Annotated in this window: 36 protein-coding genes; 2 read left to right on the top strand and 34 right to left on the bottom strand. The window is 63.8% G+C overall.

The window, feature by feature from the left end; translation table 11 throughout:
* Positions 1 to 14 precede the first annotated feature (14 nt).
* Positions 15 to 1646 (top strand): OprO/OprP family phosphate-selective porin, encoded by a 1632-nt coding sequence (locus P6U31_RS15520; RefSeq protein WP_407189262.1) that lies wholly within the window; start codon positions 15 to 17, stop codon positions 1644 to 1646.
* Between the two features lie 41 nt (positions 1647 to 1687).
* Here the strand turns inward: P6U31_RS15520 and P6U31_RS15515 are convergent, their stop codons facing one another.
* Positions 1688 to 2065: a winged helix-turn-helix transcriptional regulator gene (locus P6U31_RS15515; RefSeq protein WP_407189261.1), complete on the bottom strand. Its 378-nt coding sequence runs from the start codon at positions 2063 to 2065 to the stop codon at positions 1688 to 1690.
* 134 nt (positions 2066 to 2199) lie between these two features.
* On the opposite strand from P6U31_RS15515, the gene P6U31_RS15510 reads away from it, so the two are divergent.
* Positions 2200 to 3213, top strand: a complete 1014-nt coding sequence (locus tag P6U31_RS15510) for a zinc-binding alcohol dehydrogenase family protein (RefSeq protein WP_407189260.1) — start codon at positions 2200 to 2202, stop codon at positions 3211 to 3213.
* 3 nt (positions 3214 to 3216) lie between these two features.
* Here the strand turns inward: P6U31_RS15510 and P6U31_RS15505 are convergent, their stop codons facing one another.
* The 33 genes from P6U31_RS15505 to rpsG all read right to left on the bottom strand — a co-directional run bounded on the left by P6U31_RS15505 (position 3217) and on the right by rpsG (position 25094).
* The gene (locus P6U31_RS15505; protein WP_407189259.1) at positions 3217 to 4545 is read right to left on the bottom strand and encodes a chloride channel protein; all 1329 of its coding nucleotides are present in this window, start codon (positions 4543 to 4545) and stop codon (positions 3217 to 3219) included.
* Positions 4546 to 4601: 56 nt separating this feature from the next.
* The gene (locus P6U31_RS15500; RefSeq protein ID WP_407189258.1) at positions 4602 to 4898 is read right to left on the bottom strand and encodes a DUF1330 domain-containing protein; all 297 of its coding nucleotides are present in this window, start codon (positions 4896 to 4898) and stop codon (positions 4602 to 4604) included.
* A gap of 9 nt (positions 4899 to 4907) precedes the next feature.
* Positions 4908 to 5696: an SDR family NAD(P)-dependent oxidoreductase gene (locus P6U31_RS15495; RefSeq protein WP_407189257.1), complete on the bottom strand. Its 789-nt coding sequence runs from the start codon at positions 5694 to 5696 to the stop codon at positions 4908 to 4910.
* 356 nt (positions 5697 to 6052) lie between these two features.
* Positions 6053 to 6469 (bottom strand): 50S ribosomal protein L17, encoded by a 417-nt coding sequence (rplQ, locus tag P6U31_RS15490; RefSeq protein ID WP_025036979.1) that lies wholly within the window; start codon positions 6467 to 6469, stop codon positions 6053 to 6055.
* A 164-nt stretch (positions 6470 to 6633) separates the two neighbouring features.
* The gene (locus P6U31_RS15485; RefSeq protein ID WP_100176993.1) at positions 6634 to 7665 is read right to left on the bottom strand and encodes a DNA-directed RNA polymerase subunit alpha; all 1032 of its coding nucleotides are present in this window, start codon (positions 7663 to 7665) and stop codon (positions 6634 to 6636) included.
* A gap of 113 nt (positions 7666 to 7778) precedes the next feature.
* A complete protein-coding gene (gene rpsK, locus P6U31_RS15480; RefSeq protein ID WP_007603045.1) occupies positions 7779 to 8168 on the bottom strand; it encodes a 30S ribosomal protein S11 in 390 nt (129 codons plus the stop codon).
* A gap of 122 nt (positions 8169 to 8290) precedes the next feature.
* Entirely contained in the window at positions 8291 to 8659 is a 369-nt protein-coding gene (rpsM, locus tag P6U31_RS15475) for a 30S ribosomal protein S13 (protein ID WP_027574068.1), read from the bottom strand.
* 185 nt (positions 8660 to 8844) lie between these two features.
* Complete coding sequence (locus P6U31_RS15470) at positions 8845 to 9732, bottom strand: adenylate kinase (RefSeq protein WP_407189256.1); 888 nt, start codon at positions 9730 to 9732, stop codon at positions 8845 to 8847.
* A 270-nt stretch (positions 9733 to 10002) separates the two neighbouring features.
* The gene (secY, locus tag P6U31_RS15465) at positions 10003 to 11334 is read right to left on the bottom strand and encodes a preprotein translocase subunit SecY (protein WP_407189255.1); all 1332 of its coding nucleotides are present in this window, start codon (positions 11332 to 11334) and stop codon (positions 10003 to 10005) included.
* Between the two features lie 250 nt (positions 11335 to 11584).
* Positions 11585 to 12070 (bottom strand): 50S ribosomal protein L15, encoded by a 486-nt coding sequence (rplO, locus tag P6U31_RS15460; protein WP_018322273.1) that lies wholly within the window; start codon positions 12068 to 12070, stop codon positions 11585 to 11587.
* 76 nt (positions 12071 to 12146) lie between these two features.
* On the bottom strand, positions 12147 to 12341 hold the full coding sequence (rpmD, locus tag P6U31_RS15455) for a 50S ribosomal protein L30 (RefSeq protein WP_011088137.1): 195 nt from the start codon (positions 12339 to 12341) through the stop codon (positions 12147 to 12149).
* 25 nt (positions 12342 to 12366) lie between these two features.
* Complete coding sequence (gene rpsE, locus P6U31_RS15450; RefSeq protein WP_014494507.1) at positions 12367 to 12963, bottom strand: 30S ribosomal protein S5; 597 nt, start codon at positions 12961 to 12963, stop codon at positions 12367 to 12369.
* A gap of 47 nt (positions 12964 to 13010) precedes the next feature.
* Complete coding sequence (gene rplR / locus P6U31_RS15445) at positions 13011 to 13373, bottom strand: 50S ribosomal protein L18 (protein WP_027554160.1); 363 nt, start codon at positions 13371 to 13373, stop codon at positions 13011 to 13013.
* 11 nt (positions 13374 to 13384) lie between these two features.
* Positions 13385 to 13918: a 50S ribosomal protein L6 gene (gene rplF, locus P6U31_RS15440; RefSeq protein WP_407189254.1), complete on the bottom strand. Its 534-nt coding sequence runs from the start codon at positions 13916 to 13918 to the stop codon at positions 13385 to 13387.
* A 16-nt stretch (positions 13919 to 13934) separates the two neighbouring features.
* A complete protein-coding gene (gene rpsH, locus P6U31_RS15435) occupies positions 13935 to 14333 on the bottom strand; it encodes a 30S ribosomal protein S8 (RefSeq protein WP_027554158.1) in 399 nt (132 codons plus the stop codon).
* 14 nt (positions 14334 to 14347) lie between these two features.
* Complete coding sequence (gene rpsN / locus P6U31_RS15430; RefSeq protein ID WP_024342455.1) at positions 14348 to 14653, bottom strand: 30S ribosomal protein S14; 306 nt, start codon at positions 14651 to 14653, stop codon at positions 14348 to 14350.
* A gap of 46 nt (positions 14654 to 14699) precedes the next feature.
* Positions 14700 to 15257: a 50S ribosomal protein L5 gene (gene rplE / locus P6U31_RS15425; protein ID WP_407189253.1), complete on the bottom strand. Its 558-nt coding sequence runs from the start codon at positions 15255 to 15257 to the stop codon at positions 14700 to 14702.
* Positions 15250 to 15564: a 50S ribosomal protein L24 gene (gene rplX / locus P6U31_RS15420; protein WP_407189252.1), complete on the bottom strand. Its 315-nt coding sequence runs from the start codon at positions 15562 to 15564 to the stop codon at positions 15250 to 15252. The genes rplE and rplX overlap by 8 nt, the downstream gene beginning before the upstream one ends.
* Positions 15564 to 15932, bottom strand: a complete 369-nt coding sequence (gene rplN, locus P6U31_RS15415; RefSeq protein WP_407189251.1) for a 50S ribosomal protein L14 — start codon at positions 15930 to 15932, stop codon at positions 15564 to 15566. Before rplN ends, rplX begins: the two co-directional genes overlap by 1 nt.
* Positions 15933 to 16015: 83 nt before the next feature.
* Positions 16016 to 16264, bottom strand: a complete 249-nt coding sequence (gene rpsQ / locus P6U31_RS15410; protein ID WP_097658742.1) for a 30S ribosomal protein S17 — start codon at positions 16262 to 16264, stop codon at positions 16016 to 16018.
* A 13-nt stretch (positions 16265 to 16277) separates the two neighbouring features.
* Positions 16278 to 16484 carry a 50S ribosomal protein L29 gene (gene rpmC, locus P6U31_RS15405; protein ID WP_011088144.1) on the bottom strand — a complete coding sequence of 69 codons (207 nt, stop codon included), beginning with the start codon at positions 16482 to 16484 and terminating at the stop codon, positions 16278 to 16280.
* A gap of 5 nt (positions 16485 to 16489) precedes the next feature.
* A complete protein-coding gene (gene rplP, locus P6U31_RS15400) occupies positions 16490 to 16903 on the bottom strand; it encodes a 50S ribosomal protein L16 (RefSeq protein ID WP_008136349.1) in 414 nt (137 codons plus the stop codon).
* 30 nt (positions 16904 to 16933) lie between these two features.
* Positions 16934 to 17659 (bottom strand): 30S ribosomal protein S3, encoded by a 726-nt coding sequence (gene rpsC, locus P6U31_RS15395; protein ID WP_014494500.1) that lies wholly within the window; start codon positions 17657 to 17659, stop codon positions 16934 to 16936.
* 17 nt (positions 17660 to 17676) lie between these two features.
* The gene (gene rplV, locus P6U31_RS15390; protein WP_028137020.1) at positions 17677 to 18063 is read right to left on the bottom strand and encodes a 50S ribosomal protein L22; all 387 of its coding nucleotides are present in this window, start codon (positions 18061 to 18063) and stop codon (positions 17677 to 17679) included.
* Positions 18064 to 18073: 10 nt separating this feature from the next.
* Positions 18074 to 18352, bottom strand: coding sequence for a 30S ribosomal protein S19 (rpsS, locus tag P6U31_RS15385; protein WP_008136357.1), 279 nt, complete (start codon positions 18350 to 18352; stop codon positions 18074 to 18076).
* A 12-nt stretch (positions 18353 to 18364) separates the two neighbouring features.
* Positions 18365 to 19198 (bottom strand): 50S ribosomal protein L2, encoded by an 834-nt coding sequence (gene rplB / locus P6U31_RS15380; protein WP_027574056.1) that lies wholly within the window; start codon positions 19196 to 19198, stop codon positions 18365 to 18367.
* Positions 19199 to 19210: 12 nt separating this feature from the next.
* Entirely contained in the window at positions 19211 to 19513 is a 303-nt protein-coding gene (locus tag P6U31_RS15375; RefSeq protein ID WP_128926342.1) for a 50S ribosomal protein L23, read from the bottom strand.
* Positions 19510 to 20130: a 50S ribosomal protein L4 gene (gene rplD / locus P6U31_RS15370; protein ID WP_091894751.1), complete on the bottom strand. Its 621-nt coding sequence runs from the start codon at positions 20128 to 20130 to the stop codon at positions 19510 to 19512. The genes P6U31_RS15375 and rplD overlap by 4 nt, the downstream gene beginning before the upstream one ends.
* Before the next feature lies 1 nt (position 20131).
* Positions 20132 to 20845: a 50S ribosomal protein L3 gene (gene rplC / locus P6U31_RS15365; RefSeq protein WP_025036993.1), complete on the bottom strand. Its 714-nt coding sequence runs from the start codon at positions 20843 to 20845 to the stop codon at positions 20132 to 20134.
* Positions 20846 to 20896: 51 nt separating this feature from the next.
* The gene (rpsJ, locus tag P6U31_RS15360; protein WP_002712302.1) at positions 20897 to 21205 is read right to left on the bottom strand and encodes a 30S ribosomal protein S10; all 309 of its coding nucleotides are present in this window, start codon (positions 21203 to 21205) and stop codon (positions 20897 to 20899) included.
* Positions 21206 to 21286: 81 nt separating this feature from the next.
* Entirely contained in the window at positions 21287 to 22477 is a 1191-nt protein-coding gene (gene tuf, locus P6U31_RS15355; protein ID WP_128926343.1) for an elongation factor Tu, read from the bottom strand.
* A gap of 40 nt (positions 22478 to 22517) precedes the next feature.
* Positions 22518 to 24590 (bottom strand): elongation factor G, encoded by a 2073-nt coding sequence (gene fusA / locus P6U31_RS15350; protein WP_407189250.1) that lies wholly within the window; start codon positions 24588 to 24590, stop codon positions 22518 to 22520.
* A 33-nt stretch (positions 24591 to 24623) separates the two neighbouring features.
* Positions 24624 to 25094: a 30S ribosomal protein S7 gene (gene rpsG / locus P6U31_RS15345; protein WP_024342445.1), complete on the bottom strand. Its 471-nt coding sequence runs from the start codon at positions 25092 to 25094 to the stop codon at positions 24624 to 24626.
* Positions 25095 to 25096: the final 2 nt, after the last annotated feature.

Below are 25096 nucleotides of genomic sequence, written 5' to 3'. Positions count from 1 at the left end.
GAGGGAGTGATGACGTGAGCAAGACAAGGATTGCAGCCGCGGCGATTGGCCTCGCCGGCGCGCTGGCGGCCGCGCAGGCCCGGGCCCAATCAGCCAACAGCAGCGAGCAGGAGATCGCGCTGCTCAAGCAGCAGCTGAAGATGCTGGAGCAGAAGCTCGACAAGCTGCAGAGCCAGACCGCCGCGAACACGGCGGCTGCGGCGAAAGCCAAGGCCGAGGCAAAGGCTGAAGCCAAAGCCGAAGCGCGCTCAGAGGCGAAAGCGATCGTGGCCAATGCGAATGCGGCGATCCCCGTCAAGGGACCGGCGCCCGCCTCCGGCGTCGTCGTGACCATGCCGAACAACCGACCGACCATCTGCACCGCCGACGGGGCGAACTGCGTCGCGATCACCAGCCGCCTACATTGGGACGTCGGCGGCTACGACTTCCGCCCCAACACGGCGACAACTGTGCCGCAAAAGCTCGACAGCGGCGAAAACGTCCGTCGCGCGCGCATCGGTGTCGTCGGCAAATTCCTCGAAGACTGGAATTTTGCCCTGATCTACGATTTCGGCGGCACGTCCGACGGCTTTGGCGGCACCGCCGCCGCGGGCGCGACCCCTGTCGGCTTCCTGCCCGGCGGAGGCACGTCCGGCATCGAGAACGCGTATATCAGCTACACGGGGCTGAAGCCGTTCGGCGGCAAGATGGCGATCGAAGCCGGCATCATGGATATTGCCTGGACCTTGGATGAATCCACGAGCTCCAACGACATCGCCTTCATGGAGCGTGCCTCGGTCGGCATCATCGCGCAAAATATCGCTGCCGGCGATTTCCGTTCTGCCGCCGGTGCCCGTTGGTACAACGACGTGTTCTACGCCGGCGCCTACGTGACCGGCCCGACCACGGGTGCCATTCACTCTGCATCGAGCGTTTCACCTCCCGGCACCAGCGAGCAATACGGCGCGACGGCCCGCGTTGCGGGCCAGGTCGTAAGCGGCAACGACTACTCGGTGCATCTCGGCGCCGACGCCGAGTGGCTGATCCAGCCGCCGCGCAATCTGGTGGCGAACACGCAAACGCTTACGCTCAGCGATCGTCCGGAGCTGCGCATCGATCCCACGACGCTCATCTCAACCGGAGCGATTGCAAATGTATCGGGCGCGCAGATCTATGGCGTGGAAGCCGCGGGCACCTACGGATCGCTCTGGGTCCAGGGCGAATACTATTGGTTCAACATCGATCGCGGCGCGAACACCGCCGTGGCGCCCATCGGTACGTCGAGCCTGAAATTCCAGGGCGGCTACGCTCAAGCGGCCTATGTCCTGACCGGTGAGTCACGCAAGTACAATCCGGGCAACGCGGCCTATGGTGGCGTCAAGCCGAACAATCCGTTCTCGATCAACGGCGGCGGCTGGGGTGCATGGGAGATCGCCGGTCGCTACTCGACCGTGGATCTGAACGATCAGCTGGCGACCGCTGCCGGAATCGCCGGCGGGCGGCAGACCGTCTACACGCTGGCGCTCAACTGGTACGTCAACGGCAACGTCCGCTTCATGCTCGACTATCTGCACGGCACGGTGTCGAAGCAGGCCTCGGCGGTGTCGGCGGCGGACACCGGCTCGAAGTTCGACGCGGTCGCGTTGCGTACGCAGTTTGCGTTCTGACACGATCTCGTCCGGGAGCGGCAGGTGCCGCTCCCGGATACTTACGCCGCGCGCTTCGGCTTCTTCACGACCACCGGCGGCGGCGCGCAGGAGAGCCGCTGCTGATGGCTTTCGCCCCAGGCTTTCAAAATATCGATCACGGGCTTGAGGCTGTCACCGAGTTCGGAGAGGCAGTATTCCACCCGCGGCGGCACCTCGGCATAGACCTTTCGGATGACGAGCTGGTCCTCCTCCAGGGCGCGAAGCTGTTTTGTCAGCATGCGCTGCGTGATCCCTGGCATCCGGCGGCGCAACTCGCCGAAGCGTTGGGTGCCGCTCTGCAGGTGGTAGAGGATCACCCCCTTCCACTTGCCGTCGATCAGATCCAGCGTCGCCTCGACCGAGCAGCCGGGACGACGGGCAAAATTGCGCCGTTTCATGCGGAGTTTTCCCAATAGTATCCAAACAGGGACTATATCCCCGAATTTACAGTACTTGCCAAATCGGAGCCAGGAAGACAGTTAGCAGGTCAGGCGCCCATGCCAAGCTGCGCGCCATCTGATGGAGACACGCCATGAAAGCCGTCGGCTACAAGAAATCGCTTCCGATCGAGGATGCGGATTCATTGTTCGATTTCGAGACCGCAAAGCCCGAGCCCAAAGGACGCGACATCCGCGTCGCCGTGAAGGCTATCTCGGCCAATCCGGTCGATTACAAGGTGCGCAAGCGGGCCGCCCCGCCCGAGGGCGAGACCAAGATCCTGGGCTATGACGCGGCCGGCGTGGTCGATGCCGTCGGGCCCGAGGTCACGCTGTTCAAGCCGGGTGACGAGGTGTTTTACGCCGGCTCGATCCTGCGCCAAGGCACCAATGCCGAGTTCCATCTGGTCGACGAGCGCATCGTCGGCAGCAAGCCGAAGAGCCTGTCATTCGCGCAGGCGGCCGCCCTCCCCCTCACCTCCATCACCGCCTGGGAGCTGCTGTTCGACCGGCTCGGCGCGGTACCGGGCAAAAGCGTCGATCCGCGCACGCTGTTGATCACGGGCGGTGCCGGCGGCGTCGGGTCGATCCTGATCCAGCTCGCCCGCCGCCTCACCGGCCTCACGGTGCTTGCCACCGCGACGCGGCCGGAATCGCAGAAATGGTGCCTCGATCTCGGCGCGCATGCCGTCGTCGACCATGGCAAGCCGATGAAGGAGCAGATCGAGATATTGAAGCTGCCGCCGGTCGCGTTGGTCGCCAGCCTCACCTTCACCGACCAGCACTACAAGGCGATCGCGGAATTCATGGCACCGCAGGGCAAGTTTGGCCTGATCGACGATCCCCCGGAATTCACGATTGCCGCATTCAAGGGCAAGGCGATCTCGGTGCATTGGGAATCGATGTTCACGCGCTCCTCGTTCCAGACACCGGACATGATCGCGCAGCATCATCTGCTCAACGACGTCGCCGACCTCATCGACAAGGGCGTGTTGCGCACCACGCTGGACCAGACCTTCGGCACGATCAACGCCGCCAACCTCAAACGCGCCCATGCGCTGCTCGAGAGCGGCAAGTCGCGCGGCAAGATCGTGCTCGAGGGGTGGTAGGCCTCATTTCGAAGCGTGTGGCGCCTTCGCTTCGAGCGGAGGCGTCGCCCGTTCGACAAAGCCCTTTGCCAGTGCGTGGTAGATGCCCTCCTCGCAGATCATTCGCGAGGTCACATGCGCGATCAGCGCGGCCGCCATCAGCGGCACCACCATGCCATGATTGTCCGTCATCTCGGTCACGATCACGAACGCCGTGATCGGCGCCTGCACCACGCCAGCGAAGTACGAGACCATGCCGAGCAGCATGATCGCGCCGAGCGGCGCGTCGTGGAAGAACGAGGCGATGTTGCTGCCGATGCCGGCGCCGACGGCCAGCGAAGGCGAGAAAATTCCGCCCGGTATGCCGCTGATCGCGGCAAAGGTCGTCGCGAGAAGCTTGAGCACGCCGAAATCCTGCGGCAAGGCCGAGCCGTGCTCCAATGCCGTCTTCACCTGCTCATAGCCGGTGCCGTAGATCGTATCGCCTGAGACCAGGCCGCAGATCGCGACAGCGATGCCGCACGTAAATGCGAACCAGAGCGGATGGCCTTTGATCGCGCGTCCGAACGGAGTCTTGAACCCGCGCGCCGTCGCGATGACGGTGCGGCTGAACAGGCCTCCGGCGAGGCCGCCCACAACGCCACAGAGCGGGACGGCCAGCCAGTCCATGCCACGCGCCAGCGACATCGCGCTGCTGCCGAAATATGCGTAATTGCCCGCCAGCGCCAGCGAGGTCAGGCCGGCCGCGATCACCGCCGCAATGATGAGGCTGGAGGTGCGGGTCTCAAAAGCGCGGCTCATCTCCTCGATGCCGAAGACGATCCCCGCCAGCGGCGTGTTGAACGCCGCGGCAACGCCTGCGGCGGCGCCGGCCAGGATCAGCCCCGGCTGGCGGCGCGGCGAGACACGACCGAGCGCGAACATGATGGACGCGCCGACCTGCACCGTGGGTCCTTCCCGGCCCACGGAGCCGCCGCACAACAGACCGAACAGAGTGAGGATCACCTTTCCGACCGCGATCCGGATCGAGACCAGGCTCTCGCGCGCCCCCTGATCGGTCAGATGGCGTGCGGCGATCGCCTGCGGAATGCCGCTGCCCTGCGCATTGGGAAACAGCCGGATCGTCAGATAGGCCGACAGCATGAAGCCGAGCGGGGTCACCGCCAGCACGGCGTAGCGCGACTTCGCCAGCAGCAGCGCAAAAGCATGCTGTGCCAGATCGGCGAGTTGCGCCAGCACCACCGCCGCCGCGCCAACGCCGATACCGCCGAGCAGAAAGATGGCCTGCCGCTGCCATCGTGCGGACGTCAGTCTGAACAGGCGTTTATGGCGGGTCGACAGGGGCCAGATCATGCAGGCCCCTTTAAGCGCGTTGGGCGCCGAAATGAAGCCGCAAGTGGGCAGATCAGCTAGGCCGGAACCACGCCCTCGACGAACATCAGCCGCCGCTCCAACGCTGCCTGGCGCAGCTTCAGCGCCTCCGCATATTCCGGAGAAGCGTACCATTCACGCGCGCGGGCCATCGAGGGAAACTCCACGATAATGATGGTCTTGGGCGGCGGGCCGCCCTCCACCACCTCGGCGGCACCACCGCGCACAAGATAGCGACCGCCATATCGCGCGATGCTCTGCGCGGCCAGTGCACGATAGGACTCCATCGCGACCCTGTCGCGCGCCTCGACTTCCGAGATCACATAGGCCGGCACGCGACGGCCTCATGCGATCGTATTGACGATGCCGCCTTCCGCGCGCAGCGCGGCGCCGTTGGTGGCCGACGCCTCTTTCGAGGCAACATAGACCACCATGTTGGCGATCTCCTCGACGCTGGCGAAGCGTTGCAGCAGCGAGCTCGGCCGATGCTGCTTGACGAAATTGGCGGCGGCCTCGTCCACGGATTGACCGTTCTGCTTGGCAAGATCCTTCACGAACGTCTCGACACCCTCCGACATGGTCGGGCCCGGCAGCACTGAATTGACGGTGACACCGGTGCCGCGGGTGAGCTGCGCGAGGCCGCGCGCGATCGCAAGCTGCGCCGTCTTGCTCATACCGTAGTGAATCATCTCGACGGGAATGTTGAGGCCCGATTCCGAGGAGATGAAGACGATGCGGCCCCAGTTGCGCTTGAGCATGCTCTTCATGTACGCGCGCGACAGCCGCACGCCGCTCATCACGTTGACTTCGAAGAAGCGGCTCCAGTCCTCATCCGGAATCTCGAAAAAATCCTTGGGCTCAAAGATGCCGGCATTGTTGATGAGGATGTCGACCTCAGGCAGAGCAGCCACCAGCGCCTTGCAGCCTGTAGCGGTCGAGACGTCGGCAGCGATGCCGCGGACCTTGGCGCCCGTCCCTTCGAGCTTGCGCACGGCCGCATCGACCTTGTCCTGGCCGCGGCCGTTGATCACGACGCTGGCGCCGGAGGCTGCCAGGCCCTTGGCGATGGCATGGCCGATGCCCGCAGTCGAGCCGGTGACGAGGGCGGTCTTTCCGGAAAGGTCGATGTTCATGCGTCGTCTCCATAAAGATTGACCGAGATATCGTGCGCTGCGAAGGCAGCTTCAATCGTCCCTCACCGACGCGTGAGGATCGGCGTCATGACAGCAGTGCGGCAAGGATGGGCAAAGCGTAGCGCGTCCACCTGTCAACGCGGGATGCGATCCAATGACAGCATATACCAGCGGCGAGACCAGCTTGTGCCCGCCTCAGGCGATGCCTTACGTGATCGCACGTTTGATTTGGTGATCGCTCCAGGCGCGCAGTCGACCGCTTTCCAGGGAAAGGCGTTGGTCGAGAGACAATGGCCGTGCCACAAAAAAACGGCGCCCGAGGGCGCCGCTTTCTGAAAACTCGACTACCGGTCGGCTTACGCCGCCTCGGCTTCCTTCTCCTGCACCGGGCCGGAGTCCTGGCCCTTGGCATCGACGTCGCGATCGACGAACTCGATCACGGCCATCGCGGCGTTGTCGCCGTAGCGGAAGCCGGCCTTGATGATGCGGGTGTAGCCACCCTGGCGGTCCTTGTAGCGGGTCGCAAGCGTGTCGAAGAGCTTCTTGACCATGTCGACGTCGCGCAGCTCCGAGATCGCCTGGCGGCGCAGCGACAGGCCGCCCTTCTTGCCGAGGGTGACGAGCTTCTCGACGATTGGGCGGAGCTCCTTGGCCTTGGGCAGCGTGGTGACGATCTGCTCGTGCTTGATCAGCGCAGCCGCCATGTTGGCGAACATTGCCTTGCGGTGCTCGGCCGTGCGGTTGAGCTTCCGATGAACCTTGCCGTGACGCATGTGTGTAGTCCTTCTTCGATTGTGTCGCGGTGGTTCAGCGACTGGTTTTCAGGTGGGCTTCCTGCGTTCGCCCTGGGTCGTCATTCCGGACGGCGCGAAGCGGCGATCCGGAATCTCGAGGTTCCGGGCCCGGCTCTGCGAGCCGTCCCGGAACGACGAAATGCTCAGTAATGATCCTCGAAGCGCTTGGCGAGCTCGTCGATGTTCTCCGGCGGCCAGCCCGGCACTTCCATGCCGAGGTGCAGACCCATCTGGGCCAGCACTTCCTTGATCTCGTTCAGCGACTTGCGGCCGAAGTTCGGGGTGCGGAGCATTTCCGCCTCGCTCTTCTGCACGAGATCGCCGATGTAGACGATGTTGTCGTTCTTCAAGCAGTTGGCCGAACGCACCGACAGCTCGAGCTCGTCCACCTTCTTGAGGAAGGCCGGGTTGAAGGCGAGGTCCGGGATGATCTCCTGGGCGACTTCCTTGCGCGGCTCTTCGAAATTGACGAACACGTTGAGCTGGTCCTGCAGGATGCGGGCAGCATAGGCCACCGAGTCATCCGGCGAGATCGCGCCGTTGGTCTCGATCGTCATGGTCAGCTTGTCGTAGTCGAGGATCTGGCCCTCGCGGGTGTTCTCGACCTTGTAGGAGACCTTGCGGACGGGCGAGTACAGGCTGTCGACCGGGATCAGGCCGATCGGCGCGTCCTCGGGGCGGTTGCGCTCGGCGGGCACGTAGCCCTTGCCGGTCGAGACCGTGAACTCCATGCGGATCTCGGCGCCCTCGTCGAGGGTGCAGATCTGCAGGTCCGGGTTCAGCACGACGACGTCGCCGACGGTCTGGATGTCGCCGGCGGTGACGACGCCGGGGCCCTGCTTCTTCACGACCATGCGCTTGGGGCCTTCGCCCTGCATCTTGATCGAGATGTCCTTGATGTTGAGCACGATGTCGGTGACGTCCTCACGGACGCCCGCGATCGAGGAGAACTCGTGCAGCACGCCGTCGATGTGCACCGACTGCACCGCCGCGCCCTGGAGCGAGGAGAGCAGGATGCGGCGCAGCGCGTTGCCGAGGGTCTGGCCGAAGCCGCGCTCGAGCGGCTCGGCGACAATGGTCGCGAAACGCGAGGGGTCACTGCCGGGCGTGACCTGGAGCTTGTTCGGCCGAATCAGTTCTTGCCAATTTTTCTGGATCGTCACTGTTTCACCCATACAGGCCAGTCAATTTGACGCATCAAATACTGGCGTTGGAGAAAGGCCGCAGAGCATTCCCGCGGCTTCTTGCAAAGTCGTTGCGGGCGCCGATGCGCCCGCAACTTGTCAAATCAAACGCGACGACGCTTGCGGGGACGGCAACCGTTGTGCGGGATCGTGGTCACGTCACGGATCGAGGTGACGGTGAAGCCGGCAGCCTGGAGCGCGCGGAGCGCCGACTCGCGGCCCGAACCGGGACCGGCGACCTCGACTTCCAGCGTGCGCATGCCGTGCTCCTGCGCCTTCTTGGACACGTCCTCGGCGGCAACCTGCGCGGCGTACGGGGTCGACTTGCGCGAGCCCTTGAAGCCCATCGTGCCAGCGGAGGACCAGGCGATCGTGTTGCCCTGCGCGTCGGTGATGGTGATGGTCGTGTTGTTGAACGACGAGTTCACATGCGCGACGCCGGAGGCGATGTTCTTGCGCTCACGACGACGAACGCGGGTGGCTTCCTTGCCCATTGAGTCCCTTTCCTGAAGATCTCAAACGCCGCCGTAATGCCAGCGGCTACACCTGTGGAACGAAAAGCGCGCGGCGAACGGGTCATCCCCTTTCGCCACACGCCGCGATTGGATGCGAAAACTTACTTCTTCTTGCCGGCGATGGCCTTCGCCGGACCCTTGCGCGTACGCGCATTGGTGTGGGTACGCTGACCGCGCACCGGCAGACCGCGACGATGACGCAGGCCGCGATAGCAGCCGAGGTCCATCAGACGCTTGATGTTGATGCCCACCTCGCGACGCAGGTCGCCCTCGACGAGATAGTCGCGGTCGATCACTTCGCGGATCTGGAGCACTTCGGCGTCGCTGAGCTGATTGACGCGACGATCCTCGGGAATCTTCACCTTCTCCATGATGTCACCGGCGATCTTCGGGCCGATGCCATGGATGTACTGAAGCGCGATCAGCACGCGCTTGTTGGTGGGAATGTTCACGCCGGCAATACGGGCCACGGCCTTCTCTCCTGTTGCCGATCCTCGTCAGGACCGGGCTTTAAGTGCTTGCTTTCTCGGGCAGGTGTTCACAAACGCGAACACGACGCCCACCCCCGGTCTTCCTGGGGCCCGGCATCGTCTGAAACTATCCGACTTGGATGCGGGGCTTATTAGGGGATTCCGGGGGCTTTCGTCAACCGCTGCTAGCGCTTGGCTCGCTTTTTCGTGACCTTTTTTGCAGCCTTTTTGGCACCCTTTTTGACGGCCTTCTTGGTGGTCTTTTTGACTGCCTTCTTGACGGCTTTCTTGGTGGGTTTCCCGGTAGCTTTCTTGGCCGCCTTCTTAGGGCCCTTCACCACCGACTTGCCGGCCTTTTTGGCCGATTTGGCGCTCTTTTTGGCCATTTCCGCCGGCTTTGCAGCCGCCTTCTTCCCTGCCCCCGCCTTGGCCTTCTTGGCCGGCGCCGCCTTGGCTGCGCTCCTGGCATGGGTCTTGGGCTCGACGGCTCCCAGCGCCAGCAGCTGGCGATGGATGGCGCGGGTGACCTCGTCGATCGCCATCATGCCGTCGATGGTGGAGAGCTTCCGTCGCTCGGAATAGTAGTGAATCAGCGGTTCCGTCTGGCTGCGGTAGCTGGCGAGTCGCTTGGTCAGGACTTCCGGTGTGTCATCGAGCCGGACCTCCTCGCCGCGCTCCCGCATCTGGGCGACGCGTGTCTCGACGCGGCTCAGCAGCGCGCTCTCGTTGACGCGGAGCTCGATCACGGCGTCGAGCTTGAGGTGCTTGGCCTTGAGCAGCTCGTCCAGCGCCTCGGCCTGCGGCACGGTGCGCGGAAAGCCATCGAGGATGAAACCGTTCTTGGCGTCCGGCTGGTCGATCCGGTCGGAGATGATTCCCACCACGACCTCGTCGGGCACGAGGCCGCCGCTGGCCATGATCTCCTTGGCCTTCAGCCCGACCGGCGTTCCCGCCGCAACCGCTGCGCGCAGCATCTCGCCGGTCGAGAGCTGGACGATGCCATAGCGCTGCACCAAGAGCTGCGCCTGGGTCCCCTTGCCCGACCCCGGCGGTCCCAGAAGTATAATTCTCATCGGCGTACGCCCCCCGGATTGGTGAGCGATACGTCGCGCACCTGTGTTTGAAGATCAAGAACGGTGCAAACCACAATCAGCGCCGCACCGCTACCCATATCATAGGGGAGCGAATGGGCGGTCGCCAAGAAGGCTTTGAAATCAGGGATTGCGCACAGTGAGAGCGGCATCTGCGGATGCGGCCAAGCGGCCCGCTGACGGTGGTCGCGGACGCACCACATTGCTCGCGCCGCGAATCGGCGGCGCGGTTGCGCCGCCCGAGAGATGCGTTCAGCGGCGGCGGCCGCGCAGCTTCGACTTGCGGATCAGGCCTTCGTACTGATGGGCCAGCAGATAACCCTGCACCTGTGCCACCGTGTCCATGGTGACGCTGACGACGATCAGCAGCGAGGTACCGCCGAAGTAGAACGGCACCGAGGCGTAGGAGATCAGGATCTCCGGGATCAAGCAGACGATCGCCAGATAGATCGCGCCGAGCACGGTGATGCGCGAGAGCACGTAGTCGATGTATTCCGCGGTGCGCTCACCCGGGCGGATGCCCGGAATGAAGCCGCCGTGCTTCTTCAGATTGTCCGCAGTCTCGGTCGGGTTGAACACGATCGCGGTGTAGAAGAAGGCGAAGAACACGATCAGCGCGAGATAGAGGATCAGGAACAGGGGGCGGCCGTGGCCGAGCTGGGTGGTGATCCACTGGAACCATTCCGGCCCGCTGCCCGCGTTGAAATTCGCGACCGTGGTCGGCAGCAGCAGCAGCGAGGATGCGAAGATCGGCGGGATCACGCCGGAGGTGTTGAGCTTGAGCGGCAGATGCGAGGACTGGCCCTCGAACATCTTGTTGCCGACCTGGCGTTTCGGATACTGAATCAGGAGGCGGCGCTGCGCGCGCTCCATGAACACAATGAAGGCGATCACGGCGACGGCCATGACGATGACGACCAGGATCAGGCCGGTCGACATCGCGCCCTGACGGCCGAGCTCGAGCATGTTGGCGAGCGCCGCCGGCAGCTCGGCAACGATGCCGGCGAGAATGATCAGCGAGATGCCGTTGCCAATGCCGCGCGAGGTGATCTGCTCGCCCAGCCACATCAGGAACATGGTGCCGCCGGTCAGCGTGATCGCGGTCGACAGGCGGAAGAACATGCCGGGATCGCTGACGACGTTGCCGGCACCCTCGAGGCCCACCGCGATGCCGTAGGACTGGAATGCGGCCAGGATGACGGTCAGATAGCGGGTGTACTGGTTCAGCGTCTTGCGGCCGGCCTCGCCTTCCTTCTTCAGCGCCTCGAGCTGCGGCGAGACGGTGGTGAGGAGCTGGATGATGATCGAGGCGGAGATGTACGGCATGATGTTCAAGGCGAAGATCGCCATGCGGTGGATGCCGCCGCCGGCGAACATGTTGAACATGCCGAGGATGCCGCCCGCCTGGGAGCGGAACACCTGCTCCCAAATGTTGGGATCGATGCCCGGCAGCGGGATATAGGTCCCGAGCCGATAAACGAGCAGCGCACCCAGGGTGAACCAGATGCGCTTCTTCAGTTCGTCAGCCTTGGCAAACGCACCGAAATTGAGATTGGCTGCCAGTTGTTCCGCTGCAGAGGCCATCTTGGACTTTCTCCCGCCGCCTATTGCGCCGTCATGCCCGCGGCCGGGCTACTGAAGCGCGACGATATCGCGCTTCAGGCTATCGTTTGAGCAATCTTTCCGGAAAACCGCGTCACACTTTGCGCTGGCGCGGCCCTCCGGGTCCGGATCATGCTCGAGCGGACGCCGGACATTATCTGGGGCTCGACTTCGATAAGTCCACGTCCCGCATACGTAAAGGCCCGCGAGCCGCGGGCCAATGACGCAGTTGTTACGCCGCCTCGCCTTCTTCCTTGGCAGGGGCGAGGATCTTGACCGAACCGCCGGCCTTCTCGACCGCGGCGATGGCGGTCTTGGTGGCACCGTGCACTTCGATGTTGAGCTTGGACTTGAGCTCGCCGCGGCCGAGCAGCCGCAGGCCGGCCTTGGCGCGGCGCAACACGCCGCCCTTCACCAGGGCCTCGACGTTGACGACGCTGCCGGCGTCGATCTTCTTGGCATCGACCGCTTCCTGGAGCCGGTCGAGATTGATCTCGGCGAACTCGACGCGGAAGATGTTGTTGAAGCCGCGCTTGGGCAGACGGCGATGCATCGGCATCTGGCCGCCTTCGAAACCCTTGATGCGCACGCCCGAACGCGCGGTCTGGCCCTTGCCGCCGCGGCCGGACTGCTTGCCCTTGCCCGAACCGATGCCGCGGCCGACGCGCATGCGCTTCTTGCGCGAGCCGGCGTTGTCGGCGATATCGCTGAGCTTCATCGCCCTTCTCCTTGTGTCTTGCGCCTGATCTTCGCCGAAAACGGGTAGCCCGCTGTTCGGGATCACGCGCCCTTGCTTACTTCTCGTCGACGATGCGGACGAGATGGTGAACCTTCTCGATCATGCCGCGGACTGCCGGGGTATCAGGCAGCTCGCTGGTGCGGCCGATCTTGTTGAGCTTGAGCCCGATCAGCGTCGAGCGCTGCGAGTGATGGCGGCGGATCGCGCTGCCGGTCTGCTCGAGCTTGATCGTCTTTGCGGCCTTGGCCATGGGAGTCTACTCCGAAAAGCTTCCGTTAGTCGGCAGCCGCCTCGGCATCGCCGCCGATACGGCGGGACTGGAGGGTGGACACCTTGATGTTGCGGCGGGCTGCGACCGAACGCGGCGAATCCTGATGCTTCAGCGCGTCGAAGGTTGCGCGAACCATGTTGTACGGGTTCGACGAGCCGATCGACTTCGCCACCACGTCCTGGACGCCGAGCGTCTCGAACACGGCGCGCATCGGGCCACCGGCGATGATGCCGGTACCGGCCGGAGCTGCACGCAGGTAGACACGGCCCGCGCCATGACGGCCGGCGATGTCGTGATGCAGCGTGCGGCCCTCGCGCAGCGAGACGCGGGTCAGGTTGCGCTTGGCGGATTCAGTGGCCTTGCGGATCGCCTCCGGCACTTCGCGCGCCTTGCCGTGACCGAAGCCGGCGCGGCCCTTCTGATCGCCGATCACGACCAGCGCTGCGAAACCGAAGCGCTTGCCGCCCTTGACGACCTTGGCCACGCGGTTGATGTGGACGAGCTTGTCGACGAACTCGCTGTCGCGCTCCTCGCGCTCCCTGCGTTCACGTCCGCCGCCGCGTTGATCGCGTCCACCACGTTGTTCGCGTTCAGCTGCCATGGTTTTTCCAATCCTTCAGAGGCTTACGCCTCAATCCTCAAATTCTGTTAGAAGCTCAGCCCACTCTCACGCGCCGCGTCGGCAAGAGCCTTGACGCGCCCGTGGTAGAGATAGCTGCCGCGATCGAACACGACTTCCTTGACACCCTTCTCGGCGGCGCGCTGGGCCAGCAGCTTGCCGACCGCCTTCGCCGCATCGATGTCGGCGCCGGTCTTGCCGCCGTCGCGCATCGACTTCTCGAGCGACGAGGCAGAGGCCAGCGTCTCGCCCTTCAGGTCGTCGATGACCTGGGCGTAGATGTGCTTGGACGAACGGAACACCGACAGACGCGGACGGCCGCCACCGGAGCGGCGCAGCTTCAGCCGCACACTCCGCTTGCGCCGGGCATTCGTAACCTTGGCTTTGGACATGACCGGCTCCGTTACTTCTTCTTGCCTTCCTTGCGGAAGATGAATTCGCCAACATACTTCACGCCCTTGCCCTTGTAGGGCTCCGGCGGGCGATAGCTGCGGATCTCGGCTGCGACCTGGCCGACGCGCTGGATGTCGCTGCCCGACACCGTGATTTCGGTGGGCTTCGGCACCGCGATCGTGATCCCTTCCGGGATCGGGTAGATCACGTCGTGGCTGTAGCCGAGCGCGAGCTGCAGGTTCTTGCCTTGCATCGCGGCGCGGTAACCAACGCCGGTGATCTCGAGCTTCTTCTCGAAACCCTTGGTGACGCCTTCGACCAGATTCGCGACCTGGGCGCGAGCCGTACCATAGAGCGCGCGCGCGCGGTTGGTCTCGAGCCGCGGCTTGACCTTGATCTGGCCGCTCTCGAGCTTCACCTCGACGTCGTCATGAACGACGAACTGAAGCTGGCCCTTGGGGCCCTTCATCTTGACGGTCTGCCCATCGACGGTCGCGGTAACACCCGACGGCACCGCCACAGGCTTTTTGCCAACACGTGACATGGATCAAAAATCCTTCTCAGAACACCGTGAAGAGGACTTCACCGCCCACATTCGCGTCGCGCGCGCTGTGGTCGGCCATGATCCCCTTCGGCGTCGACAACACCGAAATGCCGAGCCCATTGTTGACCCGCGGCAGGTTCTTCACCGAGGCGTAGACACGGCGCCCGGGCTTGGAGACACGTTCGATCTCGCGGATGACGGGCTCGCCGTCGAAATACTTCAGCTCGATCTCGATCTCGCTGCGACCCGAGGAATGCTCGAGCGTGGCGTAGCCACGGATGTAGCCCTCGGTCTTGAGGACCTCGAGCACGTTCTCGCGCATCTTCGAGCCAGGCGTGGAGACCTTGGTCTTGGAACGCATCTGCGCGTTGCGGATACGGGTGATCAGATCGCTGATTGGATCGTGCGTAGACATCTAAACGACCCTCCTTACCAGCTGGACTTCACGAGGCCCGGGACCATGCCCTTGGAGCCAAGGTCGCGCAGCGCGATACGGGACAGCTTGTTCTTGCGGTAGTTCGAGCGCGGACGGCCCGACAGCTCGCAACGCAGGCGAATGCGGGTCGCCGACGAATTGCGCGGCATTTCCGCGAGCTTCAGGGTCGCGGCGAACCGCTCCTCCATCGGCAGCGTCTTGTCGGCGATGATCGCCTTCAACCGCTCGCGCTTGGCGGCGGCGTTCTTCACCATCCGCTTGCGCCGGTTGTTCTTCTCGACTGAACTCTTCTTTGCCATGCTTGGCTCCTGGGTATCCGCGTTTGAGAGGCTCTAGGTCAGCGTCTCACTGCCGGAACGGGAAATTGAAAGCGGTCAACAAGGCCCTCGCCTCTTCATCGGTCTTGGCCGTGGTGCAGACGGTGATGTCCATACCGCGGGCTTCCGTGACCTTGTCGAAGTCGATCTCGGGGAAAATGATGTGCTCCTTGATGCCGAGCGAGTAGTTGCCGCGGCCGTCGAAGCTCTTCGGGTTCAGGCCGCGGAAGTCGCGGACGCGCGGCAGCGCGACCGTCACCAGGCGGTCGATGAACTCGTACATGCGCGCCTTGCGCAGCGTGACCTTGCAGCCGATCGGCTGGTTCTCACGCAGCTTGAAGGTCGCGATCGCGATCCGCGAATAGGTCACGATCGCCTTCTGGCCGGCGATCTGGGTCAGCTCGGCAGCGGCGGTCTCGGCCTTCTTGCGGTCGTTGACGGAATCGCCGACGCCCATGTTCAGCACGACCTTGTCCAGGCGCGGAACCTGCATGACGTTCTGGTAACCGAACTTCTCGGTCAGAGCCGTGCGGATCTTCGCGTCGTATTCCGCGCGCAGGCGCGGGGTGTAAGCGGCCTCAGCCATCGATCTCAGCTCCCGAGCTCTTGGCGATGCGGACCTTCTTGCCGTCCGCCAGAATCTTGAATCCGATGCGGGTCGGCTTTCCGTCCTTGCCGACATACGCAATGTTGGACAGTTGGATCGGCGACTCCTTGGAGATGATGCCGCCCTCCTGGGCCTGCGTCTGCTTCTGGTGACGCTTGACCATGTTGATGCCGCGCACCAGCGCCGTACCGGCCTCGGGACGCACCTCGAACACTTCGCCGGTCCGGCCCTTGTCGCGGCCGGTCAGCACGACGACCTTGTCGCCCTTGCGAATCTTCGCAGCCATCACAGCACCTCCGGCGCGAGCGAGATGATCTTCATGTGGTTCTTGGCGCGCAGCTCGCGCGGCACCGGTCCGAAGATACGGGTTCCGACCGGCTCGGACTGGTTGTTGATCAGAACGGCGGCGTTGCGGTCGAAGCGGATGAGCGAACCGTCGGCGCGGCGGATGTCCTTGCGGACGCGCACCACGACGGCCTTCATCACGTCGCCCTTCTTCACCTTGCCACGCGGAATCGCTTCCTTGATCGAGACGACGATGATGTCGCCAATCGTGGCGTAGCGGCGCTTGGAGCCCCCGAGCACCTTGATACACATGACACGGCGTGCGCCAGAATTGTCGGCCACGTCGAGGTTGGTCTGCATCTGAATCATTGATGCACCTCGTCCTCTTCTCTTTGCGCCAGCCCAGCCGGCGCTCAACATTTCCCTGAAGTCAGTCGGCTAAAGCCAACAGATCAGGCGCTTTTCTTGTGCTCGCCCCGGATCACGACCCAGCGCTTCAACTTCGAAATCGGCTTCGATTCCTCGATCCACACCATGTCGCCCGGCTTGAACTGGTTGCTCTCGTCGTGCGCGTGGTAGTTCTTCGAACGGCGGATCGTCTTCTTGTAGATCGGGTGCGTGAAACGGCGATCAACGCGCACCACGATGGTCTTGGCCTGCTTGTCGCTGACGACCACGCCCTGCAAAGTACGTTTCGGCATCTTCGTAAGCCTCTTACTTCTTCTTCGCGCGCGTCTGCGCGGCGACGGTCTTGATCCGGGCGATGTCACGGCGGGCCTCGCGCAGGCGCGAGGTGTTCTCGAGCTGCCCGGTGGCGCGCTGGAAGCGCAGGTTGAAGCGCTCCTTCTTCAGGTTCAGGATGGCGTCATCCTGCTGGTCGGGGCTCATCGCGCGGATGTCTTCGATCTTCATCTGGGCCATGGCCATTACTCCGCTATGCGCTCGACGAAGCGCGTCTTGATCGGCAGCTTGGCGGCCGCCAAGGTCAGCGCCTCACGCGCCGTCTGGGTGTTGACGCCGTCGATCTCGAACAGCACCCGGCCCGGCTTGACGCGCGCCACCCACAATTCCGGCGAACCCTTGCCGGAGCCCATGCGGACTTCGGCCGGCTTCTTCGACACCGGAACGTCGGGGAATACGCGGATCCAGACGCGGCCGGCGCGCTTCATGTGGCGGGTGAGCGCGCGGCGCGCGGCTTCGATCTGGCGCGCGGTGACGCGCTCAGGCTCGGTCGCCTTCAGGCCGAACTGGCCGAACGCCAACGTCGCGCCCGAAGACGCGACGCCGTGGATGCGGCCCTTATGCGCCTTCCGGAACTTCGTTTTCTTAGGTTGCATCATGGCTTTAAGCCCTCAAATTCCTGTGCGGCTTTAGGCTGCAGCCGTATCGCGGCGCTGACGGCCACCACGATCGCCACTGCCACCCGTCTCGCCTTCGGCCATTCTCTTGTCCTGGGCCATCGGATCGTGCTCGAGGATCTCGCCCTTGAAGATCCAGACCTTGACGCCGCAGGTGCCGAAGGTCGTGAACGCGGTCGCAACGCCGTAGTCGATGTCGGCGCGCAGCGTGTGCAGCGGCACGCGACCTTCGCGGTACCACTCCATGCGCGCGATTTCCGCACCGCCCAGACGTCCCGAGCAGTTGATGCGGATGCCTTCCGCGCCGAGACGCATCGCCGACTGCACGGCGCGCTTCATGGCGCGGCGGAACGCCACGCGGCGCTCCAGCTGCTGCGCGATCGACTCGGCCACCAGCGTCGCATCGAGCTCCGGCTTGCGGATTTCGACGATGTTGATGACGACGTCGGACGAGGTGATGTCCGCCACCTTCTTGCGCAGCTTGTCGATGTCGGCGCCCTTCTTGCCGATCACCACGCCCGGACGGGCCGAGTGGATGGTGACGCGGCACTTCTTGTGCGGACGCTCGATCACGATGCGGGCGACGGCCGCCTGCTTGAGCTCCTTGTGCAGGATCTCGCGGATCTTGACGTCCTCGTGCAGCAGCTTGCCGTACTCCTGCTTGCCGGCGAACCAGCGGGAATCCCAGGTACGGTTGATGCCGAGGCGCAGACCGATCGGATTGATCTTTTGACCCATCGTGTTCTCCTGCGCCCTTAAGCGGCGGCTTCAGCTTCGACCTGACGAACGATGATCGTCAGCTGCGAAAATGGTTTGTAGACACGGCCCGAGCGGCCACGGCCGCGCGCGGCGAAGCGCTTCATCACGAGGCCGTTGCCGACGAAGGCCTGCGCCACGACGAGATCGTCGACGTCGAGGTCGTGGTTGTTTTCGGCGTTGGCGATCGCCGATTCCAGGCACTTCTTCACGTCGACCGCGATCCGCTTGCGCGAAAACTGCAGATCGGCGAGCGCAGCAGCGGCCTTCCGGCCGCGAATGAGCTGGGCGACCAGGTTGAGCTTCTGCGGGCTCACCCGCAGCATCCGGGCGACCGCCTTGGCCTCGTTGTCGGCGAGGCTCCGTTCGCGCTTAGGTTTGCTCATCGTTTAATCCTCAAGCCTTCTTGGCTTTCTTGTCGCCGGAGTGGCCATGGAAGGTCCGGGTCGGCGAGAACTCGCCGAACTTATGACCGACCATTTCCTCGTTGACGGCCACCGGCACGTGCTTCTGACCGTTGTAGACGCCGAAGGTCAGGCCGACGAACTGCGGCAGGATCGTCGAGCGACGGCTCCAGATCTTGATGACGTCGTGACGGCCGGACGCGCGCGCGGCATCTGCCTTCTTGAGCAGAGAACCCTCGACGAACGGGCCTTTCCAGACTGAACGAACCATGTCCGGCGTTCCTTACTTCTTCCGCTTGTGGCGGCTTAGGAGAATGAATTTGTTGGTCGACTTGTTGGTGCGGGTCTTCTTGCCCTTGGTCGGCTTGCCCCACGGAGTGACCGGGTGGCGACCGCCCGAGGTACGACCTTCACCACCACCGTGCGGATGGTCGATCGGGTTCATCGCGACACCGCGGTTGTGCGGGCGACGGCCCATCCAACGCTTGCGACCGGCCTTGCCGATCGAGGTGTTCATGTGATCCGGGTTCGACACCGCGCCGATCGTGCCACGGCAACGGCCGTGCACCAGGCGCTGCTCGCCCGAGTTCAGGCGGATGATCACGTAGTCCTGGTCGCGGCCGACGAGCTGGGCATACGTGCCGGCCGAACGGGCGAGCTGGCCGCCCTTCCCGATCTTGACCTCGATGTTATGGATGATCGTGCCGACCGGCATGTTGCCGAGCGGCATGACGTTGCCCGGCTTCACGTCGACGTAGTTGCCGGCGATGATGGTGTCACCCACCGCCAGGCGCTGCGGCGCCAGAATGTAGGCCTGCTCGCCGTCCTGATACTTGATCAGCGCGATGAAGCCGGTGCGGTTCGGATCATACTCGAGACGCTCGACGGTCGCGGGGACGTCGATCTTCTCGCGCTTGAAATCCACGGTGCGCAGCGTCTGCTTGTGACCGCCGCCACGGAAACGCACGGTGATGCGACCAGTGTTGTTGCGACCGCCCGAGGACTTCTTGCCTTCGGTGAGCGCCTTCAACGGCTTGCCCTTGTAGAGGGCCGAACGATCGACCATGACCAGCTGGCGCTGGCCCGGCGTCGTGGGATTGAATGTCTTCAGTGCCATCGTCGTGCGACCTTACAGACCGGTGGTGACGTCGATCCGGTGGCCCTCTTCGAGAGTCACGATCGCGCGCTTGCTGTTCGACTGAGAACCGAGATTACCGCGGAAGACCTTGACCTTGCCCTTGCGGACCAGCGTGTTGACGCTCTTGACCTTGACGTCGAACAGCTTCTCGATCGCTTCCTTGATCTGCGGCTTGGTCGCCTTGGCGGCCACCTTGAACAGCACCTTGTTGTGCTCCGAGGCGATCGTGGCCTTTTCGGTCACGACCGGCGACAGGATCACGTCGTAGTGGCGAGGCTCGATGTTCTTGCTCATTTGAAGCGCGCCTCCAGCGCATCGATGGCGGCCTTGGTCAGAACGAGCTTCTGACGGCGCAGGATGTCATAGACGTTGATGCCCTGGATCGGCAGCACGTCCATGTTCGGAATGTTGCGGGCCGCGGCGGCAAAACCGTTATTGAGCTCGGCGCCGTCGATGATCAGAGCGTTGGTGAGCCCGAGGCCCGAGAAGTGGCCGAGCAGCGCCTTGGTCTTGGCGGTTTCGAGCGCAGCCTTCTCGATCACGACGAGATCGCCGTCCTTGGCCTTGGCCGAGAGCGCATGCTTGAGCGCGAGCGCACGGACCTTCTTGGGCAGGTCGGTGGCGTGCGAGCGCACCACCGGACCGAACGCCCGACCGCCGCCGCGGAACTGCGGCACGCGGGCCGAGCCGTGACGAGCACCGCCGGTGCCCTTCTGCTTGTACATCTTCTTGCCGGTGCGCCAGATCTCGGCGCGCCCCTTGGCCTTGTGCGTGCCGGCCTGGCGCTTGTTGAGCTGCCATTGCACGCAGCGCGCGATGATGTCCTCGCGCGGCTCGAGGCCGAAAATGGCGTCGGAGAGCTGGACGGAGCCGGCTTCCTTACCTTCGAGGGTGGTGACCTTCAATTCCATCTCACGCCTCCTGCGCAGCCGGAGCGGCTTCCGCGTCGCCAGCAACCTTGAACTTGCCGGGCTTCGGAGCTTCCTTCGGCAGCGGCTTCTTGACGGCGTCGCGCACGCGAATCCAGCCGCCCTTGGAGCCGGGAACGGCGCCTTCGACGAGGATCAGACCGCGCTCGACATCGGTCTGGACGACGCGAAGATTGAGCGTGGTGATGCGATCGACACCCATGTGGCCGGGCATCTTCTTGTTCTTCCAGGTCTTGCCGGGGTCCTGACGTCCGCCGGTCGAACCGATCGAACGGTGCGAGATCGACACACCGTGCGTGGCGCGCAGACCGCCGAAGTTCCAGCGCTTCATGCCGCCGGCAAACCCCTTACCGACCGAGGTGCCGGTGACGTCGACAAACTGGCCGACGACGAAATGATCGGCCTGGATCTCGGCGCCGACCGGGATCATCGCATCCGCGGTGACGCGGAATTCCTCGACGCGGCGCTTCGGCTCCACCTTGGCGACCGCGAACTGGCCGCGCTCAGCCTTGGGCATGTAAACGGTCTTGCGGCTGCCAGAACCGAGCTGCAGCGCGACGTAACCGTTCTTCTCTTCGGTGCGGTGGCCTACGACCTGGCAATTGCCGAGCTTCAGCACGGTCACGGGGATATGTTCGCCGGCCTCCGTGAAGACCCGCGTCATCCCGACCTTTTGTGCGATCACTCCGGAGCGCATCGGCTTGCTTCCTGTTCTTTCTGTCCGCTTACGCGAACGGGATCCAAAATCTTAGAGCTTGATCTCGACGTCGACACCGGCGGCCAGGTCGAGCTTCATCAAAGCATCGACGGTCTGCGGGGTCGGATCGACGATGTCGAGCAGGCGCTTGTGAGTGCGCATCTCGAACTGTTCGCGGCTCTTCTTGTCGACGTGGGGCGAACGGTTGACGGTGAACTTCTCGATGCGGGTGGGCAGCGGAATGGGTCCGCGGACCTGCGCGCCGGTGCGCTTCGCCGTGTTCACGATCTCGCGGGTCGACGTATCGAGGATACGATGGTCGAACGCCTTGAGACGGATACGAATGTTTTGGCCGTTCATTGCCGTGGTCTCTCTTCAGTGGGTGGCGAATAGCGAATAGCGAATGTCACCATTCGCTACTCGCCGTCCCTATTCTCGTAATTACTCGATGATCGAGGCGACGACGCCGGCGCCGACGGTGCGGCCGCCTTCGCGGATCGCGAAGCGGAGCTTCTCTTCCATCGCGATCGGCACGATCAGGTGCACTTCCATCGCGATGTTGTCGCCCGGCATCACCATCTCGGTGCCTTCCGGCAGGTGCACGACACCGGTCACGTCGGTGGTGCGGAAGTAGAACTGCGGACGGTAGTTGGTGAAGAAGGGGGTGTGGCGACCGCCCTCTTCCTTGGTGAGGATGTAAGCCTCTGCCTTGAACTTAGTGTGCGGCTTGACCGAACCCGGCTTGCACAGCACCTGGCCGCGCTCGACGTCTTCACGCTTGGTGCCGCGGAGCAGCGCGCCGATGTTGTCGCCGGCCTGGCCCTGATCGAGCAGCTTGCGGAACATTTCGACGCCGGTGACCGTGGTCTTCTGCGTGGCGCGCAGACCGACGATCTCGATTTCCTCGCCGACCTTGACGATGCCGCGCTCGACGCGGCCGGTCACGACGGTGCCGCGGCCCGAGATCGAGAACACGTCTTCAACCGGCATCAGGAACGGCTGGTCGATCGGACGCTCCGGCTGCGGGATGTACTCGTCGACGTTCTTCATCAGCTCGAGGATGGCGTCGTGGCCGAGCTTCTTGTCGGAATCTTCGAGGGCGGCGAGCGCCGAACCCTTGATGATCGGGATCTTGTCGCCCGGGAAGTCGTACTTCGAGAGCAGCTCGCGGACCTCGAGCTCGACGAGCTCGAGCAGCTCCGGATCGTCGACCATATCGCACTTGTTGAGGAACACGACGAGCGCGGGCACGCCGACCTGGCGGGCGAGCAGGATGTGCTCACGGGTCTGCGGCATCGGGCCGTCAGCGGCCGACACGACCAGGATCGCACCGTCCATCTGGGCGGCGCCGGTGATCATGTTCTTGACGTAGTCGGCGTGGCCGGGGCAGTCGACGTGAGCGTAGTGACGGTTCGGCGTCTCGTACTCGACGTGCGCGGTCGAGATGGTGATGCCGCGCGCCTTCTCTTCCGGCGCCTTGTCGATCTGATCGTACGCGGTGAACGTCGCACCGCCGGCTTCGGCGAGGATCTTGGTGATCGCCGCGGTCAGCGACGTCTTACCATGGTCGACGTGACCGATGGTGCCGATGTTGCAGTGCGGCTTGGTACGTTCAAACTTTGCTTTGGCCATTTGACTCTCCGTTCAATCGTCAGCTTGAGACCGACGACAATCAGGCAAACTTCTTCTGGACTTCTGCCGACACGTTGGCCGGCGCTTCTGCGTAGTGGTCGAACTGCATGGTGAAGGTCGCGCGGCCCTGGCTCATCGAGCGCAGGTTGTTCACGTAACCGAACATGTTCATGAGCGGCACCATCGCGTTGATGACGTTGGCGTTGCCGCGCATGTCTTGACCCTGGATCTGACCGCGCCGCGAATTCAGGTCGCCGATGACCGAACCGGTGTAGTCTTCCGGGGTCACCACCTCGACCTTCATGATCGGCTCGAGCAGGACGGACTTGCCCATCTGCAGCGCTTCGCGGAAGCAGGCGCGCGAGGCGATTTCGAAGGCGAGCGCCGACGAGTCGACGTCGTGATACTTGCCGTCGACGAGCTGCACCTTGACGTCGACCACAGGGAAGCCCGCGACCACGCCGGACGACAGCACGCTCTCCAGGCCCTTCTCGACGCCCGGGATGTATTCCTTAGGCACCGCGCCGCCGACGATCTTCGATTCGAATTCGAAGCCCTTGCCGGGCTCGTTCGGCTCGACGATGAACGACACCGCCGCGAACTGACCGGTACCGCCGGTCTGCTTCTTGTGGGTGTAGCTGTGCTCGACCCGCTTGGTGACGCGCTCGCGGAAGGCCACCTGCGGCGCGCCGATGTTGGCATCGACCTTGTAGGTGCGCTTGAGGATGTCGACCTTGATGTCGAGATGGAGTTCGCCCATGCCCTTGAGGATGGTCTGGCCGGACTCGTGGTCGGTCGACACGCGGAAGGACGGATCCTCCGCGGCGAGCTTGGCCAGCGCCACGCCCAGCTTCTCCTGGTCGGCCTTAGACTTCGGCTCGATCGCGATCTCGATGACCGGCTCGGGGAATTCCATCTTCTCAAGGATGACCTGATGGTCGGGATCGCACAGGGTGTCGCCTGTGCGCGCTTCCTTCAGACCAGCCAGCGCGACGATATCGCCGGCATAGGCTTCCTTGATGTCTTCGCGGTTGTTCGCATGCATCAACAGCATGCGCCCGATCCGCTCCTTCTTCTCGCGGGTCGAGTTCACGACGCCGGTGCCGCTCTGCAGAATGCCGGAGTAGATGCGGCAGAAGGTGATGGTGCCGACGAACGGGTCGTCCATGATCTTGAACGCGAGCAGCGCCAGCGGCTCCTTGTCGTCCGCCTTGCGCACGACTTCGTTGCCCTTGTCGTCGGTGCCCTTGATCGCAGGCACGTCGAGCGGCGACGGCAGATAGTCGACCACGGCGTCGAGCAGCGGCTGCACGCCCTTGTTCTTGAAGGCCGAGCCGCACAGCACGGGATAGAACGCGCCGGTCAGCACCGCCTTGCGGATCAGACGCTTCAGGGTCGCCTCGTCCGGCTCCTTGCCGTCGAGATAGGCAGCCATGGCGTCATCGTCGAGCTCGACGGCGGCTTCCACCATCTTCTCGCGGTATTCCTTGGCCTGGTCGACGAGGTCTTCCGGAATGTCGACATAGTCGAACTTCGCGCCGAGCGACTCGTCGTTCCAGATCACGCCCTTCATCTTCACGAGGTCGACGAGACCCTTGAAGTTGTTCTCGGCACCGATCGGAAGCTGGATCGCGACGGGCTTGGCGCCGAGGCGGTCAACGATGTCGGACAGGCACTTGAAGAAGTCCGCACCGATCTTGTCCATCTTATTGGCGAAGACGATGCGCGGAACCTTGTACTTGTCGCCCTGGCGCCAGACGGTCTCGGTCTGGGGCTCGACGCCCTGGTTCGAGTCGAGCACGCAGACGGCGCCGTCGAGCACGCGCAACGAACGCTCCACCTCGATGGTGAAGTCGACGTGGCCGGGCGTGTCGATGATGTTCAGGCGCTTGCCGGCCCAGAACGCGGTGGTCGCAGCCGAGGTGATCGTGATGCCACGCTCCTGCTCCTGCTCCATCCAGTCCATCGTCGCGGCACCTTCGTGCACTTCGCCGATCTTGTGGCTCTTGCCGGTGTAATAGAGGATGCGCTCGGTCGTCGTGGTCTTGCCGGCGTCGATATGCGCCATGATACCGAAGTTACGGTAGTCCTCGATGGCATGTTGGCGGGGCATGGGTGGTTCCTTGCGAGTCCGAGTGTGTCGCCGTTACCAGCGATAGTGCGAGAAGGCGCGGTTGGCTTCCGCCATCCGGTGCACGTCTTCACGCTTCTTGACGGCGTTCCCGCGGTTGTTCGATGCGTCCAGCAGCTCGGCCGAGAGCCGCTCGGTCATGGTCTTCTCGTTGCGCTCGCGCGCAGCCGAGATCAGCCAGCGGATGCCCAGCGCCTGCCGGCGGGTGGAGCGAACCTCGACCGGCACCTGGTAGGTCGCGCCGCCGACGCGGCGGGAGCGAACTTCGATCGTCGGCATGACGTTCTCGAGCGCCTGCTCGAACACGCCGAGCGGGTTCTGCTTGGTCTTGGCTTCGATGATGCCGAACGCACCGTAGACGATGCCTTCCGCGACCGACTTCTTGCCGGCGTACATCACCGAATTCATGAACTTCGTGACGATGATGTTCCCGAACTTCGGATCGGGAAGGACTTCGCGCTTTTCCGCTGAGTGGCGACGAGACATGG

This window comes from Bradyrhizobium centrosematis (assembly GCF_045571495.1).
Taxonomy (GTDB): Bacteria; Pseudomonadota; Alphaproteobacteria; order Rhizobiales; family Xanthobacteraceae; genus Bradyrhizobium; species Bradyrhizobium centrosematis.
Note: the sequence above shows the minus strand (reverse complement) of the source record. Positions and strands in the feature narration are given on the sequence as shown.

What these genes read in the sequence shown, in the direction of transcription:
- P6U31_RS15515 (WP_407189261.1), bottom strand. Translation starts at nt 2,065, where the DNA reads ATGAAACGGCGCAATTTTGCCCGTCGTCCCGGCTGCTCGGTCGAGGCG.
- P6U31_RS15510 (WP_407189260.1), top strand. Translation starts at nt 2,200, where the DNA reads ATGAAAGCCGTCGGCTACAAGAAATCGCTTCCGATCGAGGATGCGGAT.
- P6U31_RS15505 (WP_407189259.1), bottom strand. Translation starts at nt 4,545, where the DNA reads ATGATCTGGCCCCTGTCGACCCGCCATAAACGCCTGTTCAGACTGACG.
- P6U31_RS15495 (WP_407189257.1), bottom strand. Translation starts at nt 5,696, where the DNA reads ATGAACATCGACCTTTCCGGAAAGACCGCCCTCGTCACCGGCTCGACT.
- rplQ (WP_025036979.1), bottom strand. Translation starts at nt 6,469, where the DNA reads ATGCGTCACGGCAAGGTTCATCGGAAGCTCAACCGCACGGCCGAGCAC.
- P6U31_RS15485 (WP_100176993.1), bottom strand. Translation starts at nt 7,665, where the DNA reads ATGGGTGAAACAGTGACGATCCAGAAAAATTGGCAAGAACTGATTCGG.
- rpsK (WP_007603045.1), bottom strand. Translation starts at nt 8,168, where the DNA reads ATGGGCAAGGAAGCCACCCGCGTTCGTCGTCGTGAGCGCAAGAACATC.
- P6U31_RS15470 (WP_407189256.1), bottom strand. Translation starts at nt 9,732, where the DNA reads ATGAGAATTATACTTCTGGGACCGCCGGGGTCGGGCAAGGGGACCCAG.
- secY (WP_407189255.1), bottom strand. Translation starts at nt 11,334, where the DNA reads ATGGCCTCTGCAGCGGAACAACTGGCAGCCAATCTCAATTTCGGTGCG.
- rplO (WP_018322273.1), bottom strand. Translation starts at nt 12,070, where the DNA reads ATGAAGCTCAGCGATATCGCCGACAACGCCGGCTCGCGCAAGAAGCGC.
- rpmD (WP_011088137.1), bottom strand. Translation starts at nt 12,341, where the DNA reads ATGGCCAAGGCCGCAAAGACGATCAAGCTCGAGCAGACCGGCAGCGCG.
- rpsE (WP_014494507.1), bottom strand. Translation starts at nt 12,963, where the DNA reads ATGGCAGCTGAACGCGAACAACGTGGTGGACGCGATCAACGCGGCGGC.
- rplR (WP_027554160.1), bottom strand. Translation starts at nt 13,373, where the DNA reads ATGTCCAAAGCCAAGGTTACGAATGCCCGGCGCAAGCGGAGTGTGCGG.
- rplF (WP_407189254.1), bottom strand. Translation starts at nt 13,918, where the DNA reads ATGTCACGTGTTGGCAAAAAGCCTGTGGCGGTGCCGTCGGGTGTTACC.
- rpsH (WP_027554158.1), bottom strand. Translation starts at nt 14,333, where the DNA reads ATGTCTACGCACGATCCAATCAGCGATCTGATCACCCGTATCCGCAAC.
- rpsN (WP_024342455.1), bottom strand. Translation starts at nt 14,653, where the DNA reads ATGGCAAAGAAGAGTTCAGTCGAGAAGAACAACCGGCGCAAGCGGATG.
- rplE (WP_407189253.1), bottom strand. Translation starts at nt 15,257, where the DNA reads ATGGCTGAGGCCGCTTACACCCCGCGCCTGCGCGCGGAATACGACGCG.
- rplX (WP_407189252.1), bottom strand. Translation starts at nt 15,564, where the DNA reads ATGGCTGCGAAGATTCGCAAGGGCGACAAGGTCGTCGTGCTGACCGGC.
- rplN (WP_407189251.1), bottom strand. Translation starts at nt 15,932, where the DNA reads ATGATTCAGATGCAGACCAACCTCGACGTGGCCGACAATTCTGGCGCA.
- rpsQ (WP_097658742.1), bottom strand. Translation starts at nt 16,264, where the DNA reads ATGCCGAAACGTACTTTGCAGGGCGTGGTCGTCAGCGACAAGCAGGCC.
- rpmC (WP_011088144.1), bottom strand. Translation starts at nt 16,484, where the DNA reads ATGGCCCAGATGAAGATCGAAGACATCCGCGCGATGAGCCCCGACCAG.
- rplP (WP_008136349.1), bottom strand. Translation starts at nt 16,903, where the DNA reads ATGATGCAACCTAAGAAAACGAAGTTCCGGAAGGCGCATAAGGGCCGC.
- rpsC (WP_014494500.1), bottom strand. Translation starts at nt 17,659, where the DNA reads ATGGGTCAAAAGATCAATCCGATCGGTCTGCGCCTCGGCATCAACCGT.
- rplV (WP_028137020.1), bottom strand. Translation starts at nt 18,063, where the DNA reads ATGAGCAAACCTAAGCGCGAACGGAGCCTCGCCGACAACGAGGCCAAG.
- rpsS (WP_008136357.1), bottom strand. Translation starts at nt 18,352, where the DNA reads ATGGTTCGTTCAGTCTGGAAAGGCCCGTTCGTCGAGGGTTCTCTGCTC.
- rplB (WP_027574056.1), bottom strand. Translation starts at nt 19,198, where the DNA reads ATGGCACTGAAGACATTCAATCCCACGACGCCGGGCCAGCGCCAGCTG.
- P6U31_RS15375 (WP_128926342.1), bottom strand. Translation starts at nt 19,513, where the DNA reads ATGAGCAAGAACATCGAGCCTCGCCACTACGACGTGATCCTGTCGCCG.
- rplD (WP_091894751.1), bottom strand. Translation starts at nt 20,130, where the DNA reads ATGGAATTGAAGGTCACCACCCTCGAAGGTAAGGAAGCCGGCTCCGTC.
- rplC (WP_025036993.1), bottom strand. Translation starts at nt 20,845, where the DNA reads ATGCGCTCCGGAGTGATCGCACAAAAGGTCGGGATGACGCGGGTCTTC.
- rpsJ (WP_002712302.1), bottom strand. Translation starts at nt 21,205, where the DNA reads ATGAACGGCCAAAACATTCGTATCCGTCTCAAGGCGTTCGACCATCGT.
- tuf (WP_128926343.1), bottom strand. Translation starts at nt 22,477, where the DNA reads ATGGCCAAAGCAAAGTTTGAACGTACCAAGCCGCACTGCAACATCGGC.
- fusA (WP_407189250.1), bottom strand. Translation starts at nt 24,590, where the DNA reads ATGCCCCGCCAACATGCCATCGAGGACTACCGTAACTTCGGTATCATG.
- rpsG (WP_024342445.1), bottom strand. Translation starts at nt 25,094, where the DNA reads ATGTCTCGTCGCCACTCAGCGGAAAAGCGCGAAGTCCTTCCCGATCCG.